Here is a 16,929-nt window from a genome sequence, read left to right as displayed (position 1 = left end):
AAAAATGAATGAAGTCCTGAGCGACAGGAAAAACAAAGGTAATGTAACATACAGGATTGTTGTGTCTGAAGATGCAACACGTTTGTTTATTGAACTTGAAAAACTGATGAAGGTACGCTCTAAAGAAGCGGATAAAAAAACAACTAAAAAGATTGTTTTCCAAAAATCATTTTATTACGAAGAATTCTCGAACGTTAAAGATGAAATTGATGATCCAATTTTATTGAAATTCTATACAGATACTATTGTGAAGGTACAAAATCATGAGTTTTAAGCCAACACCTGAAGAGGTGAAACAAGCACGTATTAAAGCTGGCTTTACGCAGCAGGAAGCCGCTGAACGGTTTGGTTTTACGTTATCAGCCTGGCAAGCCAAAGAAACATCCGGTAAAACGTCTCGTGGTTTAGCCGCTGGTACGTATGAATTACTTTTGCTCCTGGCTGATGAACATCCAGATTACCAGCTCGTTAAGAGAGAAAAAAATCAGGATAAAGTGACTAAATAAATTGCATTACCATCATATGATGGTATAATTTATTTGTAGGTCGGGAATAGTTCCTTACCATGATCCAGTAGCCCAAACGGGCGGGAGACTAAAATGAACACGTATGTTATCACTTTCCAGGCTTTAAACACTAAGAAAGAAAAAATCACCTGCTCTGCTTTTGTCCATTCAGAAACTCTCTTCCTTGCCGTTCATTCTTTCGAAGATAAAAATCGCGGTCGTGGTTATGTTATCACGTCTGTTAGTGAATTGTTGTCCGAGGAACTGACGGCGAAAAATTCCCTCAAGAAAAATATTAACTTTTGGTTTAATGAGTGTGGTTTAAGTAAATCTGAGGTTATAAACGAAGTAATTAACTGGAAGAATTTCGCATATACCCTTAAAGAACTGGAGGAAGCCAAAAATGAAGCGATAAGAGAACTGCGGAGTTAATCAATTAGGGGTGGTATCAGGTTGTGGAGGCAACCTGATACCGTGACACTCAATTCCCTCGCGAGGAATATAAAATGTCGGAACGCATGTTATCAGCAATACAGACTGTTGAAAAGGGTGGGCGTCCGGTTTTTCCCTTGATGCCATTCTCTGCTTTTCCTGAGTACATGGCATTACTCAGAAAAGCCCTGGAAAAGAAAGAAACAAAAGCACTGATAGAAAAACAGGAGGTGCTATGAAAAAACAGGAGTTTTTAGATTTTATCAGTGCAGAACAGAGGCGGGGAGCTGTCCGGTTTTCGCTGGGATTTAACAGCAAAGGGGAAATTGTATTGCACTGGACTAACGAGGCCGGGTTAAGAGTCTGGAGTATACTAAGCGGTAACAGGGGAAAAAGTCCCAGCCGGGCAAACCGGGAAAGAATGAGTAACCTCCGCCGCTGGCTCCATGATGCCCGGCAGGGCATGGAAGGCGACACACCAGAGGCAGAATAAAATTCCCGTTCCTGAATCGCCGAAGCCCTCCCGTTTACGGGAGGTGCTTTTTTTGTATATTCCGTAAAACAGCGCTCGCGCCCCCTGCCAGGCCATTCGCGTAGCGAATTTATTTCCGCCCAAGTTAGCCGCGAATCCGTTGTCTCCGGTCGCAGACGCACCAGATCACAGCCACGATAGCCTTTCATTTTTTGCATTTCGATGGACGCTGAAGCACAATTTATGTGTGGAGGTAGTTCACTGCGATGCAGGATAGGGCAAACGCCGCAAAATGACGTCTCTGACGCCATTCCGCAACGTTTGCCCGGTGACCTACAGTCGGTTCTTGTTGGAGAGTTTTATGAAAAAAGTTCAATTCAGGATTGAAGAAAGCCAACATGATGATCTACTTGATTGTCTTAAAACACTTTATCCAGATGAACCGGGTTTAACCGTGGCAAAAGGAATGAAGCTGCTTGCCAATGCTTTACTGAAAAGCAAGGTTAAAAATGAAGATGTTAATGTGTCAAAAGACAATGATGATTTTATCAAAACCACAATGTATTTGACAGGGAAACAAAGAACTTTAATAGAGAAAGCGGCTCATCGTCATGGCTGGAATTTATCCAGAGAATGTCGTTATCGAATCCAGACGACACTTGAAAATGAACTTGATTTTTTCGATCAGGAACTTCTGGTGATGAATCGTTGCCGTAATGCAATAGATAAAATAGGGCGAAACTTTCATTATATTATCGTTAATGATAATGCCAGAGTACTTGATAAAGATGGGTTCTATCAGGACGCTGAGCGGTTGAGTTCAGAGATAATGAGTCTCAAAAGTGAGTTTGAAAACTACATTATGTTATGCAAAGGGCGAACTGTTTCTAACAAGGTTGAGGTGTAATCATGGGCGTTTATGTTGACAAGGAATTCAGGGTTAAGCGTAAGTCCTCTGAAGCTGGCCGCAAGTCTGCTTTCGCCCATAAAGTTAAAAATGGTGGTAAAAACTATCAACGCAACGTTCAGGAACGTATCAACCGCAAGGGTGCCAGTAAGGAGGTTGTTGTCAAAATCTCAGGAGGTGCGATTACCCGGCAGGGAGTTCGAAACAGTATTGACTATATGAGCCGGGAGTCAGAGCTGCCAGTGATGAGTGAAAGCGGTCAGGTATGGAAAGGTGATGAGATTCAGGAGGCTAAAGAGCACATGATAGATCGTGCTAATGACCCTCAAAATGTTTTCGATGATAAAGGTAAGGAAAATAAAAAAGTAACCCAAAATATTGTGTTTTCACCGCCTGTATCAGCAAAGGTAAAACCTGAAGATCTGCTTGAGTCTGTCAGGAAAACGATGAACAAGAAGTACCCAAATCATCGTTTTGTGCTTGGCTATCATAACGACAAAAAAGAACATCCACACGTGCATGTCGTTTTTCGTATTCGTGATAATGACGGTAAACGAGCTGATATCAGGAAAAAAGATTTACGGGAAATTCGTACAGGTTTTTGTGAAGAGCTGAAGATGAAGGGCTATGACGTTAAAGCCACTCATAAGCAGCAGCATGGACTTAACCAGTCTATTAAAGATGCGCACAAAACAGCGCCAAAACGACAGAAGGGCGTTTATGAGGTTGTTGATGTTGGCTACGACCATTATCAGAACGATAAAACCAAACCAAAGCAGCATTTCATAAAGCTTAAGACACTGAACAAGGGCGTGGAGAAAACATATTGGGGGGCTGATTTTGGTGAGTTAACCACTCGCGAGAACGTTAAGAAAGGTGATCTTGTTAAGCTGAAGAAGTTAGGACAAAAGGAGGTGAAAATCCCTGCACTTGATAAGAACGGTGTACAGCATGGCTGGAAGACTGCACACAGGAATGAGTGGCAGCTAGAGAACCTGGGGGTTAAGGGCATAGACAGAATCTCTTCATCCAGTAAAGAGCTGGTGCTGAACAGCGCGGAGATGATTAAGAAACAGCAACTCCAGATGAGAAATTTCTCGCAAATAAAACAGTCGATGATTCAAAGCGAACAGAAAGTGAAAATCGGAATTCGTTTAGGATAATTCATACTCTCCGGTAACTTATTGATTAAGATCGATTTATTTATCTTGTTAGCAGAGTTTTTGTAAAAAGTAACTAGCGGTAAAAAATTTAGTTAACTTGACTATAAAATAAGCGCATGGTGATCAATCGATCTGCTTTTTTGTTATCAAATAGCATATGTATCTAGATATAAATAAAATACAAGCACAAACAAAATGAAATGTGTCGTAAATGCGATCTAAAGATCTGCTTGTGTGGTTGAACGCAGCACATGTAGCTGATAAAGTTTTTATGAGATGTAAATTTGTCCTTTTGTTTTTTTTCTCTGATTCGGGGTCATCCGAGTCGAGAGAGCGCCTGAAAGGAAAAACTATGGAATGGTATGTTTTGCAATTCACCACTACGAGATTTGCAGCAGTTTTTGCTCATCTCGAACGCCTGAACTTCTCTTACTTCTGTCCTATGGAGACTGAAAGGTATCGTCGCCCGGATAAGATAATTTCATATCGAGAAAGACGTTTGCCGCTTTTTCCCGGTTATCTTTTTATCCAGGCAGATTTTGAAGAGGTTCATTCCACTACAATAACTGCTATCCCTTACGTACAACGCTTTATCTCATTTGGCGGTGAGCCTTTACCTGTACCAGAAGATGTGATGGCGGAGCTTTTGTACAGACAATCACATACAACAGCTCAGGCAAATCTTTTAAGGAAATCAATTCCACACGATTTTGCTGAAATTCTACTCATGGATAATCCGCAGCAAAGAAGTATGGCTTTCATCCACTACATCACAGAGAGAAGCTTAACCCACAAAATGAAACGGAAGAAAAATGACTGCTACCCGAAAAAAAACCGCAACGAGACGCAAGCCCCAACGTAATACACTCTACCTGCCCTCAGCTTCTCGTGAGGAACTGGATAAAATTGCTCTGGAGATTGGCTATCGCAGGGGGCGACGTATTTCAAGCTCTGGTGTTGTCCAGTACCTCATAAAAAAATATTCCAGCCAGGCTATTGAGGAGCTGATAAACGAAGACGATGAAGACGATGACGACTTCGATGACTAACCATTCAGTCTAAACTTTCCGCGCTGTTCTGGCCGGGAGAAAATCATGTTATCTACTACTGCTTTTGCGGCGCTTGCTTTGCAATGCGCGGCCAGCGTTCATCCCGATACTGCGCATGAAGTTGCAAGGGTTGAATCTGGTTTTAACCCATATGCTATTGCCGAGATAATACCGAAGGTTGAACGTAAGCCCGGTGACAAAGGCGTAGTGTCCTACTTTCCCAAAACTAAGGAGGCTGCACTCCAGATCGTAAATCAAATTGAATCACGAAATCATCGTTACTCAGTCGGTCTTATGCAAATAACGAGTACGAATTTTGCAAACTTCAATACAACCGCTGAGAAAATGTTTGACCCCTGCGAAAATCTCAAGGTTTCAGAGCAAATTTTGGTGGATTGTTATAAACGTGGTGGCGATATTTTACGTGGCCTGAGTTGCTATTATTCCGGCAATCCAGAAACAGGAACTAAACCTGAATCAGATTTTAATAACACCAGTTATATACAGCGCATAGGGTTTAATCCGCCTGATAACAAAAAAAACTGGGTGGTTCCTTCAGTTAAAGATGCAATCAGAAAGGAGAATGTAACACAGAGTATCAAACCTAAAGAAGTTACCGTATATCCCCAATATGCCATGCGTGGCACTGTTTTAGATGAAAAGGAAACAAACGATGTTAAAACTCAATAAACGTTATTTAACTCTTTCTGTATTTATGGCTGCATTGATGCTTTGTGTAGCAGAACCCGCCTTTGCTGATGATGTATCCACTAAAACAACTGGCTTCTTGCAGAAGATTATCGATTTTCTGACGGATATCCGTAAGCCAGCAATCACCATCATTGCGCTGGTAATTGGTTATATCGCTATCTTCTCACGCCAGCATGCAGCGTGGATTACGCCTTTAATTATCGGGATTATCATCTTTATTGTTGCGCCATATCTGCCTGACTGGTTAGCGTAATATGTAATAAAAGGGGGCGTAAAAATGAGTACCGTTTTTAAAGGGCTGACACGCCCCGCTTTGATTAGGGGGCTGGGCGTTCCGCTCTACCCCTTTCTTGGAATGTGCGTTATCTGCGTTTTGCTTGGTGTCTGGATTCATGAGGCTATGTATGCCCTCATCCTCCCTGGCTGGTATGCCATCAAGCGAGTTACGAAGATAGATGAACGCTTTTTTGACCTGCTTTATCTGCGAATGCAAATCAAAGGTAATCCTCTGGCAAACAAGCGCTTCAATGCCGTCCATTATGCGGGGAGTTCGTACGACGCAGTCGATATATCGAAAGTGGACAATTTTATGAAGCTTAAAGACCAGTCTTCTCTTGAAGAGTTAATCCCGTATTCATCACACATCACTGATAACCTCATTGTTACCAGAAACCATGATCTACTGGCGACCTGGCAGATTGACGGAGCTTATTTTGAATGTGTAGATGAAGCGGATCTAGCCTTGCTTACTGACCAGCTCAATACGCTGATACGTAGTTTTGATGGGAAACCCGTTACCTTTTATACGCATCGTATTCGGGTTAGAAAAGAAGTGCGACCTGTATTTGACAGCAAGATCCCATTCGTCAACAGAGTGATGAACGATTATTACGAATCGCTTTCGGCGGCTGAGTATTTTGAAAACAAATTATACTTAACCGTATGCTATAAACCGTTCAGCGCTGAAGATAAAGTGACGCATTTTCTTTCAAGGAAAAAGGGTAATAAAAATATCTTCGAAGAACCCATTAATGATATGAATGAAATATGTGGCAGATTGAGCACCTATCTCTCCCGGTTTCATTCCCGTCGTCTTGGGTTATATGAAGAAAATAATATAGTTTATTCAGAACAGCTTACGCTGTTCCAGAAACTGCTATCCGGGCGCTGGCAGAAAGTCAGAGTCACCAATAGTCCGTTTTATACATACCTGGGTGGTAAAGACCTGTTCTTTGGTAACGATGCTGGACAAATCACTGCCTCTGACCATGCCCGGTACTTTCGTTGCATCGAGATCAAGGACTACTTTCAGGAAACGGATGCCGGAATTTTTGATGCACTGATGTATCTCCCGGTTGAGTATGTACAGACTTCCTCTTTAACTCCGATAGACAAGCAGTCTGCAATCAAGGCGCTGGATGATCAGATCGACAAACTCGAAATGACCGATGATGCCGCTAAATCCTTGCTCGCTGATTTGAAAGTTGGTCTCGATATGGTCTCCAGCGGCTATATTTCTTTCGGGAAAAGTCACCAGACACTGATTGTTTACGCAGATTCGCCGGAGCGTCTGGTGAAGGACACCAATATTGTAACGACGACCCTGGAGGATTTAGGGCTGATCGTAACCTATTCAACCTTGAGTCTTGGCGCAGCGTATTTTGCTCAGTTACCTGGTAACTACACGTTACGGCCACGCCTGAGTTCTATCAGCAGTCTGAACTTTGCCGAAATGGAAAGCTTCCATAATTTCTTTACGGGCAAGGAGAAAGGAAATACCTGGGGTAACAACCTTATCACCCTGGGCGGCTCAGGAAATGATATTTATAACCTGAACTATCACATGACTACCGAGCATCAAAATTACTTCGGTAAAAACCCCACGCTGGGGCATACCGAAATTCTTGGTACGTCAAACGTGGGTAAAACGGTAGTGATGATGACTAAGGCTTTCGCCGCCCAGCAGTTCGGAACGCCGGAGTCTTTTCCACCTGAGAGGAAATTAAAGAAGTTAACTACAGTATTTTTCGACAAAGATCGGGCAGCGGAACCCGGTATACGTTCAATGGGAGGTGCTTACTTTCGGGTGAAAGAAGGAGAGCCGACTGGCTGGAACCCTGCGGCTTTGCCACCAACCAAACGAAATATTTCCTTTATGAAAGACCTGGTGAGGCTACTTTGTACGCTTAACAGTGAGCCGCTTGATGATTACCAGAACCGCCTGATTTCTGATGCCGTTGAGCGCCTGATGCAGAGGTCAAACCGCTCTTATCCGATCAGTAAGTTGCGACCACTCATTCTGGAGCCTGATGATACTGAAACCCGGCGGCATGGGCTTAAAGCACGCCTGAATGCCTGGGTGCAGGGAGGGGAATTTGGCTGGGTGTTTGATAACCCGGACGATACGTTTGATGTGGACAACCTGGACGTTTTCGGTATAGACGGAACGGAGTTTCTGGATAACAAAGTACTTTCCAGCGCCGCTTCATTCTATCTCATCTACCGTGTCACCATGCTGGCTGATGGCCGCCGACTCCTTATCTACATGGATGAGTTCTGGCAATGGATTAACAACGAAGCGTTCAGAGATTTTGTTTATAACAAACTCAAAACCGCGCGTAAGCTGGATATGGTGCTTGTCGTAGCGACACAATCGCCGGATGAACTAATTAAATCACCTATCGCGGCTGCCGTTCGTGAGCAGTGCGCAACACATATTTATCTGGCGAACCCCAAAGCGAAACGTAGTGAGTACGTAGACGAGTTGGAAGTGAGAGAACTTTATTTTGACAAAATTAAAGCCATTGACCCGTTATCTCGTCAGTTCCTGGTCGTCAAAAACCCACAGAGGAAGGGGGAAAGTGATGATTTTGCGGCTTTCGCAAGACTGGATTTGGGAAAAGCGGCGTATTACCTACCGGTTCTCAGCGCATCGAAACCCCAGCTTGAACTGTTCGATGAAATCTGGAAAGAGGGTATGAAGCCGGAAGAGTGGCTTGATACCTATCTGGAACGTGCAAACCTGATTTAAGGAATCCCTATGAAAAAGCATATCGTTGCGGCACTTATCGCCTCTGTTACGGTTATTTCTGGTGCTCAGGCTGGTGTTCCCGTTGCCATTGATGCAAACCCTGAATGGGCTGTCGAAGCGCAGCGCTGGACAGAACGCCTCAAACAGTGGCAGGACACCGTGAACCACTACCAGAAACAGATTAATGCCTATAAGCAGGAGCTGCTGACCAAAACGGGCATTCGTGATGTTCAGGGACTGGTGCAGTCTGCGCAATCTGTCAGTAAGGAGCTGGAGAATATTTACGACCAGGGGAACTCCTTCATTGATGATTACATTAAGAACCCGGAAGCCACCCTGTCTGAGCAAGCCAGATCACTACTGGCCGATTATAAGGTGACAAACACCTGTAAGGGGCTGGGATATACGGGCGACCTGGTGCGGGGCTGTGAAGCCTCGTTCCTGTCCCAACTGGCGGGGATCGAGTACGGCAATAAGCTGGAAAGTAAACTGCGTGAAGATAATCAGGAAATGGCCGACCTTATCGACCAGGTGAAGAACGCCCAGGACACGAAAGCCACGCAGGACGCGACAAACGCTGTATCTCTGGCAAGCCTGAAATTTAACAAGCTCAAATTTCAGTATGAAATGTATCGCGATAAGCAGCGCGATCTTGCAGAATACAAGGAGAAAATGTTACAGGCTGCTTTCCAGGAGAAACAATTAGGGGCTGTTAATAAAGAAACTCCAGTTGTTGATTATAAGGCAGCATTTGAGCAGCAGAGTTATGAAATGAACTGAGGGGGCATTTTGAAAAAATATGGATTAGTTGCGGCGTTGGGGCTTACATTCTTTCTTACCGGGTGTGAAGAGGTTAAATCTGTAGACTGGTGGCAGTCTCACGTAGACGATGCAACGAAAAAAGTAGCTGAATGCAAAAAGTCTGGGAGTGATAGCGAAAATTGTAAAAACGCTAAGGAAGGTTTGTTTAGGTATAAGCAATTACATCCTAAGCATGTTGACTATAAAGATGCATTCAAAAATGTATTGGGTAAAGATGGAAGTTAAAAGGAGCCACTATGGCAACTTCTAGGTATTTCCAGGCCGCTCATGACGTTATTGTTAAAACTCTTGACCAGTCTTTGACTGGTCAGTTAGATAACTTTTCTTCAATAGCGTCTCAGTTGGGTAAGTATGGTATTTCCATTTATATATTGTGGTATGCTTATACCACAATAGTTGGGAAGCAAAAAACCGCAGTGCAGGATTTTTTATGGAATCTATGTCGATTCTGGTTAATTCTTGTTTTTGTCAAAAATATGGGGGGGTGGTTAGATAGTGCAACTCAGGCCATTGATGGGCTGAAGGAAACATTTGCAGGAGGTGATCCTTGGAAATGGGTTGACGAGCTTTGGGAGAAAGTTCAGCAGGTAGCTGCATATCTTATGTCCAAAGATACTTCGAAGTATGTGAAAACAGATGGGGCAATCGCATCTTTATTAACATATGCTGGAGGGATAATTGCATTATTGCTAACTTCAATAGTTTATCTCGCCGCCGAAGTTACTATTAAGATACTTACTATTACCGCGCCGTTGTTTATTATTTGTCTTTCATTTGGTTTTTTAAGGCAGATGTTTAATAGCTGGCTTCAGTTAATATTTAGCTCATGCTTCATATTCTTGTTTTGTGGACTGGCAATTAAAGCGGGAATGACGTTCCTTAATGGCATTCTGACAATCTCGATAGCTAACGCAGATGAATTAAATCTGATATCAACAGGTGCTCAGGCCGGGGTTGCAGGTGCATTTATGGCCTGGATTATCTGGCAAGCCAAAACCTATGCTTCCCAGCTCGCAGGGGTAGGTGTTGAAGGCGCGATGCAAGGGGCAGCCGCAATGGGGATTGGTGCTGGCGTGTTCGGCGCTTCCCGTATGGGGCGTAATCTGCTTGGTATGGGTAAAAATGCAGGGATTGGCGCATGGAAAGGCGTTCGCCGTCAGGATGGAGGGTTCAACCAGTCTCCTGGTGTATCCGGTAAGTTGGGGAATCTGACCGGGCAGGGCGTTAATATTGGCGCTAAGAGGCTTCGCCAGGCTGCGATAGATGCGGCGAAAAAGAAATATGGAGGTTAACCGATTTATTATTTAAATCTGTCAACTCTGAGTATTCCGCAGTAAATATTCACTCCTCTATTTAGGTTCTCACATTATGAAACTACTTATCACGGCTATCGTGACGCTTTGCCTTGTCGGATGCCAGGCGTCACATAAACAACCTCCGGTATCCGGAAAAAGCGAACCTGTTAATTCAGCAGAGGTAATGCGCAATGGGGTTTAAACTCTCAGGATTAAAACTTCCCGGTTTTAACAAGAAAAAAGAAGTAACAGACTCTTCAACTACTTTTGAAGAGAAAAATGTATTGATGCAGGAGAAAATGAACCGCATTTATAAATTCGGTGGTATTGCAGGAATTGCCGTAGGTGTGTTGTCTCTGCTGGCACTGAATGGAGCGCTACCGTTAAAGAGTACGGTTGTCGAAGCTTATCTTATTAATGGTGTCACTGGCGTTGCTGAAAGACTGACTTCTGTTAAAAAAGAAAACCTCTCTGAAAATGAAGCGCTGGCGAAATACTTCATTACTCAGTATGTGAAGCGTCGTGAAGGGTATAACTATTTCAGTCTCCAGCATGATTATGATTATGTTCTGTTATACAGCGCTGAGAATGTGGCGACGGATTACAACGCTTTAATCAACGGCAACCAGTCACCAAAGGTTATTTATAATAAAGCGGAAAAAACCGCATCTGTTCAGGATAATCCGTCCGTGATTATCAGTCCGTCATCCCGGCGCGATGATAAGGATATGGGAGCATATATCCGGTTTAAATTAACCATTCGAAATGTCGCGACAGGCCAGGATGATTATGAATACTGGAACGTCCGGTTGACCTACCGTATTGAACCACAGGTCGAAATGGCATCGGGTGACCGAAACAATAACCCGCTTAAATTCGTTGTAACGAGCTATGTACGCGATAAAGAAGTGAAAGGGTGAAAACTATGAAAATGAATAAAGGAGCGCTAATTGTGGCGCTTCTGTTGGTGTCGCACGTCTGCCATGCAGCCGTTACGCCAGCAGCCAGCCGTTTTGATCCCCGTAATCAGATTGTCAGTTATAACCCGCAAAACACGACAGTCATAAACAGTGCGGTTGGCTATACAACCACACTGGTATTTGACGAGGATGAAACGGTCATCAGTGCCAGAACCGGCTTTCCCCAGGGCTGGGAAGTGAACAAAGAAGATAACCTGGTGTATCTCGAAGTGAAGCCCGTCAAACAGACCGTACAGAAGAACAGTACCGATGACAATGGCAACCAGTCTTCAGAGGTGGTCAGTGTAGCCCTTGATCCTGAAAACGACCTGGAACGCTGGCGAACAAACCTGTTTGTTCGCACAACAAAACGTAATTACAGCATGGAGCTGAACGCCCGAACGTTCCGGCAGCCGGATAAGATCGCGTTTGTTGTTAATTACCAGTACCCGCAGGAACGCCGGAAGGAGCAAGCCGAAATCGAGAAGAAACGGATTGAGGCTCTTAACAAGCGGCAGGAGGAGCAGGCAATCAACCGTTCTCTTGAAAATGCGAAGTCGCCCAAGAACTGGGATTACTGGAAGCGGGTAGCTGACGGCAGCCAGTCAATCAGCCCGGATTATGCGTATGACGATGGCCGCTATACCTGGTTTGGCTTCAGCCCCCTGAAGAAAATCCCCAGCGTCTTTGTTATGAGCGGCGAACAGGAAACGCTGACTAACCCGGTAGTCAAAAACAGCGGTAGTTTCACCGTTGTTGGTGTTCCTGTAGACCAGCGCTTTGTTTTGCGTATGGGAAATCAGGTTGTTGGGGTTGAAAACCGGGGCTTTGGCAAAGTCCGTCTTCCGGCAGGAGATACCGTTTCCCCGAACGTTGAGAAAGAGGTGATCCAGTGAGCGAACAGGAAAATAAAATCCCGACCGCTGTAGAAATTGAACAGGCACTACGGGAACGGCATCAGAAAGAAATTGAGCAAAACGATAAAACGGATAAGGGAGATGAAGATGACGGTAAATCAGTAAAACGCCTGGGTATCGAGAAGCTTAAAAAATCGCGTAAGGGGCTGGTGATTATTGTGGCCGCTTTCCTTCTGCTGGCCGCCGGGGTGTCTGTCTACTATATCCCGTCGATTATTCGTGCAATGTCCAGCGGTGATGATAAGCCTGCCAGTAATGCGGTATCTACTGGTTCAGTAAAACGCGCGACAGGACTCAGCGATGATGTTGATCCATTCAACACCAGGGAAGAACCGGCTAAGACGGAAGAACGGAAGGAAAGCAGCGGCAAAGCGGAAACGCCACCGGAAAAAGTACAACAAAACTTCAGTCGTGCGCTGGATGTGGCCTATGGGGGGAGCAGCTCTGCTTCCTCAAATTCCGGTGGTAGCTCATCAACGGCCAGCAATACCAGGAACGAGGGGGACGGCAGTGACAAACAGGCAGAGGTTCAGCCTGTTAATGCAGGGCAACCCGCGCAGCTTTCTAAAATTACGCGCGTTCCTTATGACCCTAACCTTTTCATTCCTGAAAATACCGCGATTAAGTGCTCGCTGGACAGACGATTTATTTCTGATCTGGCTGGCAAGCTGGTCTGTACGATTAATGAGGACGTATACAGTGCAAACAGGAATGTAAAGCTAATTGAAAAGGGAACAGCCGCATATCTGATGTATAAAACGGGCACGTTCAATCATGGTCAGGGAGCCGTGTTTATCGCTGCTACGAAGCTTAGAACACGTAAGGAACCTTTCATTGATATTCCGCTGATTGATACACAGGCGGCGGGAGCGCTGGGTGAGGCCGGGGCTTCAGGCTGGATTGACACACATTTTGCAGATCGCTTTATGGGCGCGATGATGGTTGGCATGATCCCCGATGTGGCACAGGCCGCAAGTGGAGCGGCTAAAAGTAATAAAGACAATCAGACCGACTATACAGCTAACAGTCGCCAGGCTTTTGCTGATATAGCACGCGAAGCGTTTGCAAACAGCGTAAATATCCCTCCAACGCTTTATAAAAACCAGGGGGAAATCATTACTCTGATCGTTGGTCAGGATTTGGATTTCTCCAGCATCTACAAATTAAAAATGGTGGGTACCCGGAGGTAATTTGATAACGCTGGATATCAAAGAGTTTTCAATGCTGTTAGGAATAAGGGAAAGCGAAATATACCATCATATTCGTAAGGGCATACCAATAAATGGCGTTCCTTTCCCCAAACCACTGAAACAAATCAAAACGCATCGATTTAATTACGAAGAAGTCATGCGTTTTATTGAAGATCTTAAAGGAAAAGGTGAATTATGAAGGATGCAGAGAACAGACATATTGTTTATGAAATAATAGATGAATACTTCCACCACTGGCTTAATGAAGTCGATGGTTTAACTGAAATCGCGGTAAATCGGCCTGATGAACTGTTTGTTAAAGTGAGTGGGAAATGGCAGCAGCATGAATTAAAAATGGATTTTAAAGATTGTATGTCATTTGCAGGGGCAATTTCTGATTATCATGATGGTGGGTCGGTTACGCCAGAATATCCCTTACGTTCTGTTACGCTCCCCGGAGGGGAGCGTGTACAAATAGTTATTCCCCCGGCAACGGAACGGGAAACGGTGTCTATTACAATCCGTAAGCCGTCCAGTGTGTTTATCGACCATGATACCTTTGTTAAACAAGGGTTTTACTCAAGGCTAAATCAAGGGGGGAAATTCAGGGATAAAGAAGATGAATTATCTTCAATGTTTAAAGATAATTGTTTTGAACAATTTGTCCCTGAATGCCTGGTTAAGGGTAAAACGATGGTATTTTGTGCCGGAACGGGGGCGGGTAAAACCACCTTTGCAAATGCCTGTCTTCAGTACATACCCCATCATTTACGATGTATTTCAATTGAAGATACAGATGAAGCAAAGTTCAGGTTCCACAAAAATCATGTGAAATTGTATTACCCGTCAGAAGGGGAAAGTAGCACTGTCAGTTCCGCTTCTCTTTTACGTTCTGGTTTTCGTATGAACCCGGACAGAATCCTCATGACTGAGGTTCGCGGCGCGGAAGCCTGGGATTTTCTCAAAGGCTCAAGTTCCGGCCATGCAGGGAACCTTACAACCGTCCATGAGAGCACCCCTGAAGATGCTGTGCTTGGACTGGTTCAACGGTGCTATATGAACCCTGAATGTCAGAATTTGCCTTATAACATTATATTGCGGAGGGTGTTAAGCAACGTCGATGTGATTATGAGTATTAAGTACATCGATGAGGAAGATAACCGATTTGCATCGGGTATTTACTATCGTGATATTCATTTTCAGGAATACTTTGAAAAGCTGAAGGAGTGATTATGTCTCTGAAACTACCCGATAAAGGCCAGTGGGCTTTTATCGGTCTGGTTATGTGTCTTGTGACGTATTATACTGGCTCAGTTGCTGTTTACTTCCTGAACGGAAAAACGCCGCTTTATATATGGAAGAATTTTGATTCCATGCTGCTGTGGCGGATAATAACAGAGAGTAATATACGGACAGATATCAGGTTAACCGCAATCCCCTCTCTTTTATCAGGTATGGTTTCGTCTCTCATTGTGCCTGTTTTTATTATCTGGCAACTGAATAAAACGGATGTTGCTCTTTATGGTGACGCGAAGTTTGCCAGTGATAATGATTTAAGAAAATCGAAACTTCTGAAATGGGAGAAAGAAAACGATACTGATATTCTTGTAGGTGCATATAAAGGTAAATACCTGTGGTATACCGCACCAGATTTTGTATCACTTGGCGCAGGAACCCGCGCAGGTAAAGGGGCTGCAATAGGTATTCCAAACCTGCTGGTCAGGAAACATTCCCTGATTGCATTAGATCCAAAACAGGAACTGTGGAAAATCACCAGTAAGGTACGTGAAAAACTGCTGGGTAATAAGGTCTATCTTCTTGACCCTTTCAACAGTAAAACGCATCAGTTTAACCCGCTTTTCTATATTGATTTAAAAGAAGAGAGCGGGGCTAAAGACCTGCTGAAGCTGATTGAGATCCTGTTCCCGTCTTACGGTCTGACCGGAGCGGAAGCACACTTTAATAACCTCGCGGGGCAGTACTGGACGGGGCTGGCAAAATTGCTTCATTTCTTTATTAACTACGACCCCTCCTGGCTTGGTGAGTTCGGGCTTAAACCTGTTTTCTCAATTGGTTCTGTAGTCGATTTGTACAGCAACATCGACCGGGAGCTGATACTCAGTAAGCGAGAAGACCTGGAGGGAACAAAAGGACTTGATGAAAACGCGCTGTATCATCTGCGCGATGCCCTGACCAAAATCAGGGAGTATCACGAAACCGAAGACGAACAACGTTCGAGTATTGATGGTTCGTTTCGTAAGAAAATGAGTCTGTTTTATCTTCCGACTGTTCGCAAATGTACAGACGGCAATGATTTCGACCTTCGCCAGTTGCGCCGGGAAGATATCACTGTTTATGTTGGCGTTAATGCTGAAGATATGTCCCTGGCCTATGACTTCCTCAACCTGTTCTTTAACTTCGTTGTGGAAGTCACGTTACGAGAAAACCCTGACTTTGACCCGACACTGAAACATGACTGTCTGATGTTCCTGGATGAGTTTCCGTCTATTGGTTACATGCCAATCATTAAAAAAGGTTCGGGTTATATTGCCGGGTTTAAACTCAAACTTCTGACGATTTACCAGAATATCAGTCAGCTTAATGAAATCTATGGTGTTGAAGGTGCCAAAACGCTGATGAGTGCGCATCCCTGCCGGATTATCTACGCTGTCAGTGAAGAAGATGACGCTAAAAAGATTTCGGAAAAGCTGGGCTATATCACCACCAAATCGACAGGTTCAAGCAAGACAAGCGGACGCTCAACGTCGAAAAGCAGTTCAGAAAGTGAGGCGCAGCGCGCCCTTGTGCTCCCGCAGGAGCTGGGAACGCTGGATTTTAAAGAAGAATTTATCATTCTTAAAGGTGAAAACCCGGTTAAAGCTGAGAAAGCCCTCTACTTCCTCGACCCGTATTTTATGGACAGGCTGATGATGGTAAGCCCCAAACTTACCGAGTTAACCGCCTCTCTGAATAAGACTAAAAAAGTATTGGGTGTTAAAGGGCTTAAATATCCTTCTAAAGAAAAAATGCTCTCCGTCGGTGAGCTGGAGTCAGAGGTTTTACTATGAAAAAAATGTTAATGGTCAGTGTCCTTTTTCTCTCTGCCTGTTCCTCTCCGCCTGAACCACCACAGGTTGACTGGGAACAGAATCCTGAAACGGTGAATACACAATTAATGGACTGGCAACCGACATACTCAGTTATTAAATCAGACAAGGTTAATTCATCGTGGGTTAAGGTTATCCATAATTTCAGGCCTGAAAACCGCCTTTACGATGATGCTGTTTTTTATTCTGTTGCACATTCTGATTCAGTGATTGTTGAAACCAGTAACGGAACAGACTTTTTCACAGCTAAAAACTGGTTGAGGGCGAACGGTGCAAACGGTGTCATACAGTATCGTTATAAAATGAACTGTTTTTCTTGCCGGACTACCAGTGTTTATTTATCACGATAACGCCGGATTAATAAAATT

At 44.2% G+C, this 16,929-nt stretch carries 22 protein-coding genes; all 22 read left to right on the top strand.

Annotated features, from left to right (window positions below):
* Positions 1-4: 4 nt before the first annotated feature.
* The 22 genes from OOJ60_RS23240 (at position 5) to OOJ60_RS23135 (ending at position 16,911) form a co-directional block, all read left to right on the top strand.
* Positions 5-274 (top strand): hypothetical protein, encoded by a 270-nt coding sequence (locus OOJ60_RS23240; RefSeq protein WP_001006717.1) that lies wholly within the window; start codon positions 5-7, stop codon positions 272-274.
* Positions 264-506, top strand: a complete 243-nt coding sequence (locus tag OOJ60_RS23235) for a hypothetical protein (RefSeq protein ID WP_000008707.1) — start codon at positions 264-266, stop codon at positions 504-506. The genes OOJ60_RS23240 and OOJ60_RS23235 overlap by 11 nt, the downstream gene beginning before the upstream one ends.
* A gap of 93 nt (positions 507-599) precedes the next feature.
* Complete coding sequence (locus tag OOJ60_RS23230) at positions 600-938, top strand: hypothetical protein (RefSeq protein ID WP_001099725.1); 339 nt, start codon at positions 600-602, stop codon at positions 936-938.
* A 74-nt stretch (positions 939-1,012) separates the two neighbouring features.
* Complete coding sequence (locus tag OOJ60_RS23225) at positions 1,013-1,177, top strand: hypothetical protein (RefSeq protein ID WP_000004083.1); 165 nt, start codon at positions 1,013-1,015, stop codon at positions 1,175-1,177.
* Positions 1,174-1,431 (top strand): hypothetical protein, encoded by a 258-nt coding sequence (locus OOJ60_RS23220; RefSeq protein ID WP_004199355.1) that lies wholly within the window; start codon positions 1,174-1,176, stop codon positions 1,429-1,431. The genes OOJ60_RS23225 and OOJ60_RS23220 overlap by 4 nt, the downstream gene beginning before the upstream one ends.
* Positions 1,432-1,771: 340 nt before the next feature.
* Positions 1,772-2,317 carry a DNA distortion polypeptide 1 gene (ddp1, locus tag OOJ60_RS23215; RefSeq protein ID WP_001348698.1) on the top strand — a complete coding sequence of 182 codons (546 nt, stop codon included), beginning with the start codon at positions 1,772-1,774 and terminating at the stop codon, positions 2,315-2,317.
* 2 nt (positions 2,318-2,319) lie between these two features.
* The gene (gene mobP1 / locus OOJ60_RS23210) at positions 2,320-3,480 is read left to right on the top strand and encodes a MobP1 family relaxase (RefSeq protein ID WP_004199101.1); all 1,161 of its coding nucleotides are present in this window, start codon (positions 2,320-2,322) and stop codon (positions 3,478-3,480) included.
* 352 nt (positions 3,481-3,832) lie between these two features.
* A complete protein-coding gene (locus tag OOJ60_RS23205) occupies positions 3,833-4,342 on the top strand; it encodes a transcription termination/antitermination NusG family protein (RefSeq protein ID WP_000455437.1) in 510 nt (169 codons plus the stop codon).
* Positions 4,293-4,529: a hypothetical protein gene (locus tag OOJ60_RS23200; protein WP_001348696.1), complete on the top strand. Its 237-nt coding sequence runs from the start codon at positions 4,293-4,295 to the stop codon at positions 4,527-4,529. Before OOJ60_RS23205 ends, OOJ60_RS23200 begins: the two co-directional genes overlap by 50 nt.
* Before the next feature lie 45 nt (positions 4,530-4,574).
* On the top strand, positions 4,575-5,219 hold the full coding sequence (locus OOJ60_RS23195) for a lytic transglycosylase domain-containing protein (protein WP_000953538.1): 645 nt from the start codon (positions 4,575-4,577) through the stop codon (positions 5,217-5,219).
* Positions 5,203-5,493: a TrbC/VirB2 family protein gene (locus tag OOJ60_RS23190; RefSeq protein WP_000916156.1), complete on the top strand. Its 291-nt coding sequence runs from the start codon at positions 5,203-5,205 to the stop codon at positions 5,491-5,493. Before OOJ60_RS23195 ends, OOJ60_RS23190 begins: the two co-directional genes overlap by 17 nt.
* A 24-nt stretch (positions 5,494-5,517) precedes the next feature.
* The gene (locus OOJ60_RS23185) at positions 5,518-8,271 is read left to right on the top strand and encodes a VirB3 family type IV secretion system protein (protein WP_015060057.1); all 2,754 of its coding nucleotides are present in this window, start codon (positions 5,518-5,520) and stop codon (positions 8,269-8,271) included.
* Between the two features lie 9 nt (positions 8,272-8,280).
* On the top strand, positions 8,281-9,051 hold the full coding sequence (locus OOJ60_RS23180) for a type IV secretion system protein (protein ID WP_000716326.1): 771 nt from the start codon (positions 8,281-8,283) through the stop codon (positions 9,049-9,051).
* Between the two features lie 9 nt (positions 9,052-9,060).
* Complete coding sequence (locus tag OOJ60_RS23175; protein WP_000759841.1) at positions 9,061-9,318, top strand: EexN family lipoprotein; 258 nt, start codon at positions 9,061-9,063, stop codon at positions 9,316-9,318.
* A gap of 11 nt (positions 9,319-9,329) precedes the next feature.
* On the top strand, positions 9,330-10,385 hold the full coding sequence (locus OOJ60_RS23170) for a type IV secretion system protein (protein ID WP_000235886.1): 1,056 nt from the start codon (positions 9,330-9,332) through the stop codon (positions 10,383-10,385).
* Between the two features lie 194 nt (positions 10,386-10,579).
* Positions 10,580-11,308, top strand: coding sequence for a virB8 family protein (locus tag OOJ60_RS23165; RefSeq protein ID WP_004199085.1), 729 nt, complete (start codon positions 10,580-10,582; stop codon positions 11,306-11,308).
* Between the two features lie 5 nt (positions 11,309-11,313).
* On the top strand, positions 11,314-12,243 hold the full coding sequence (locus OOJ60_RS23160; protein WP_000783386.1) for a TrbG/VirB9 family P-type conjugative transfer protein: 930 nt from the start codon (positions 11,314-11,316) through the stop codon (positions 12,241-12,243).
* Complete coding sequence (gene virB10 / locus OOJ60_RS23155) at positions 12,240-13,454, top strand: VirB10/TraB/TrbI family type IV secretion system protein (protein WP_001295060.1); 1,215 nt, start codon at positions 12,240-12,242, stop codon at positions 13,452-13,454. The genes OOJ60_RS23160 and virB10 overlap by 4 nt, the downstream gene beginning before the upstream one ends.
* Position 13,455: 1 nt before the next feature.
* On the top strand, positions 13,456-13,653 hold the full coding sequence (locus tag OOJ60_RS23150; RefSeq protein ID WP_000629109.1) for a DNA-binding protein: 198 nt from the start codon (positions 13,456-13,458) through the stop codon (positions 13,651-13,653).
* Positions 13,650-14,684 carry a P-type DNA transfer ATPase VirB11 gene (gene virB11 / locus OOJ60_RS23145; protein WP_000650512.1) on the top strand — a complete coding sequence of 345 codons (1,035 nt, stop codon included), beginning with the start codon at positions 13,650-13,652 and terminating at the stop codon, positions 14,682-14,684. Before OOJ60_RS23150 ends, virB11 begins: the two co-directional genes overlap by 4 nt.
* 2 nt (positions 14,685-14,686) lie before the next feature.
* Positions 14,687-16,522 carry a type IV secretory system conjugative DNA transfer family protein gene (locus tag OOJ60_RS23140; protein ID WP_000053822.1) on the top strand — a complete coding sequence of 612 codons (1,836 nt, stop codon included), beginning with the start codon at positions 14,687-14,689 and terminating at the stop codon, positions 16,520-16,522.
* A complete protein-coding gene (locus OOJ60_RS23135) occupies positions 16,519-16,911 on the top strand; it encodes a cag pathogenicity island Cag12 family protein (protein WP_000738524.1) in 393 nt (130 codons plus the stop codon). The genes OOJ60_RS23140 and OOJ60_RS23135 overlap by 4 nt, the downstream gene beginning before the upstream one ends.
* Positions 16,912-16,929 lie beyond the last annotated feature (18 nt).

This window comes from Citrobacter sp. R4 (genome assembly GCF_026719175.1).
GTDB lineage: Bacteria > Pseudomonadota > Gammaproteobacteria > Enterobacterales > Enterobacteriaceae > Citrobacter_A > Citrobacter_A sedlakii.
Note: the sequence above shows the minus strand (reverse complement) of the source record. Positions and strands in the feature narration are given on the sequence as shown.

What these genes read in the sequence shown, in the direction of transcription:
- OOJ60_RS23235 (WP_000008707.1), top strand. Translation starts at nt 264, where the DNA reads ATGAGTTTTAAGCCAACACCTGAAGAGGTGAAACAAGCACGTATTAAA.
- OOJ60_RS23225 (WP_000004083.1), top strand. Translation starts at nt 1,013, where the DNA reads ATGTCGGAACGCATGTTATCAGCAATACAGACTGTTGAAAAGGGTGGG.
- OOJ60_RS23220 (WP_004199355.1), top strand. Translation starts at nt 1,174, where the DNA reads ATGAAAAAACAGGAGTTTTTAGATTTTATCAGTGCAGAACAGAGGCGG.
- OOJ60_RS23185 (WP_015060057.1), top strand. Translation starts at nt 5,518, where the DNA reads ATGAGTACCGTTTTTAAAGGGCTGACACGCCCCGCTTTGATTAGGGGG.
- OOJ60_RS23200 (WP_001348696.1), top strand. Translation starts at nt 4,293, where the DNA reads ATGACTGCTACCCGAAAAAAAACCGCAACGAGACGCAAGCCCCAACGT.
- OOJ60_RS23140 (WP_000053822.1), top strand. Translation starts at nt 14,687, where the DNA reads ATGTCTCTGAAACTACCCGATAAAGGCCAGTGGGCTTTTATCGGTCTG.
- virB11 (WP_000650512.1), top strand. Translation starts at nt 13,650, where the DNA reads ATGAAGGATGCAGAGAACAGACATATTGTTTATGAAATAATAGATGAA.
- OOJ60_RS23160 (WP_000783386.1), top strand. Translation starts at nt 11,314, where the DNA reads ATGAAAATGAATAAAGGAGCGCTAATTGTGGCGCTTCTGTTGGTGTCG.
- OOJ60_RS23170 (WP_000235886.1), top strand. Translation starts at nt 9,330, where the DNA reads ATGGCAACTTCTAGGTATTTCCAGGCCGCTCATGACGTTATTGTTAAA.
- OOJ60_RS23230 (WP_001099725.1), top strand. Translation starts at nt 600, where the DNA reads ATGAACACGTATGTTATCACTTTCCAGGCTTTAAACACTAAGAAAGAA.
- OOJ60_RS23165 (WP_004199085.1), top strand. Translation starts at nt 10,580, where the DNA reads ATGGGGTTTAAACTCTCAGGATTAAAACTTCCCGGTTTTAACAAGAAA.
- OOJ60_RS23195 (WP_000953538.1), top strand. Translation starts at nt 4,575, where the DNA reads ATGTTATCTACTACTGCTTTTGCGGCGCTTGCTTTGCAATGCGCGGCC.
- OOJ60_RS23180 (WP_000716326.1), top strand. Translation starts at nt 8,281, where the DNA reads ATGAAAAAGCATATCGTTGCGGCACTTATCGCCTCTGTTACGGTTATT.
- OOJ60_RS23205 (WP_000455437.1), top strand. Translation starts at nt 3,833, where the DNA reads ATGGAATGGTATGTTTTGCAATTCACCACTACGAGATTTGCAGCAGTT.
- mobP1 (WP_004199101.1), top strand. Translation starts at nt 2,320, where the DNA reads ATGGGCGTTTATGTTGACAAGGAATTCAGGGTTAAGCGTAAGTCCTCT.
- OOJ60_RS23190 (WP_000916156.1), top strand. Translation starts at nt 5,203, where the DNA reads ATGTTAAAACTCAATAAACGTTATTTAACTCTTTCTGTATTTATGGCT.
- OOJ60_RS23135 (WP_000738524.1), top strand. Translation starts at nt 16,519, where the DNA reads ATGAAAAAAATGTTAATGGTCAGTGTCCTTTTTCTCTCTGCCTGTTCC.
- ddp1 (WP_001348698.1), top strand. Translation starts at nt 1,772, where the DNA reads ATGAAAAAAGTTCAATTCAGGATTGAAGAAAGCCAACATGATGATCTA.
- OOJ60_RS23240 (WP_001006717.1), top strand. Translation starts at nt 5, where the DNA reads ATGAATGAAGTCCTGAGCGACAGGAAAAACAAAGGTAATGTAACATAC.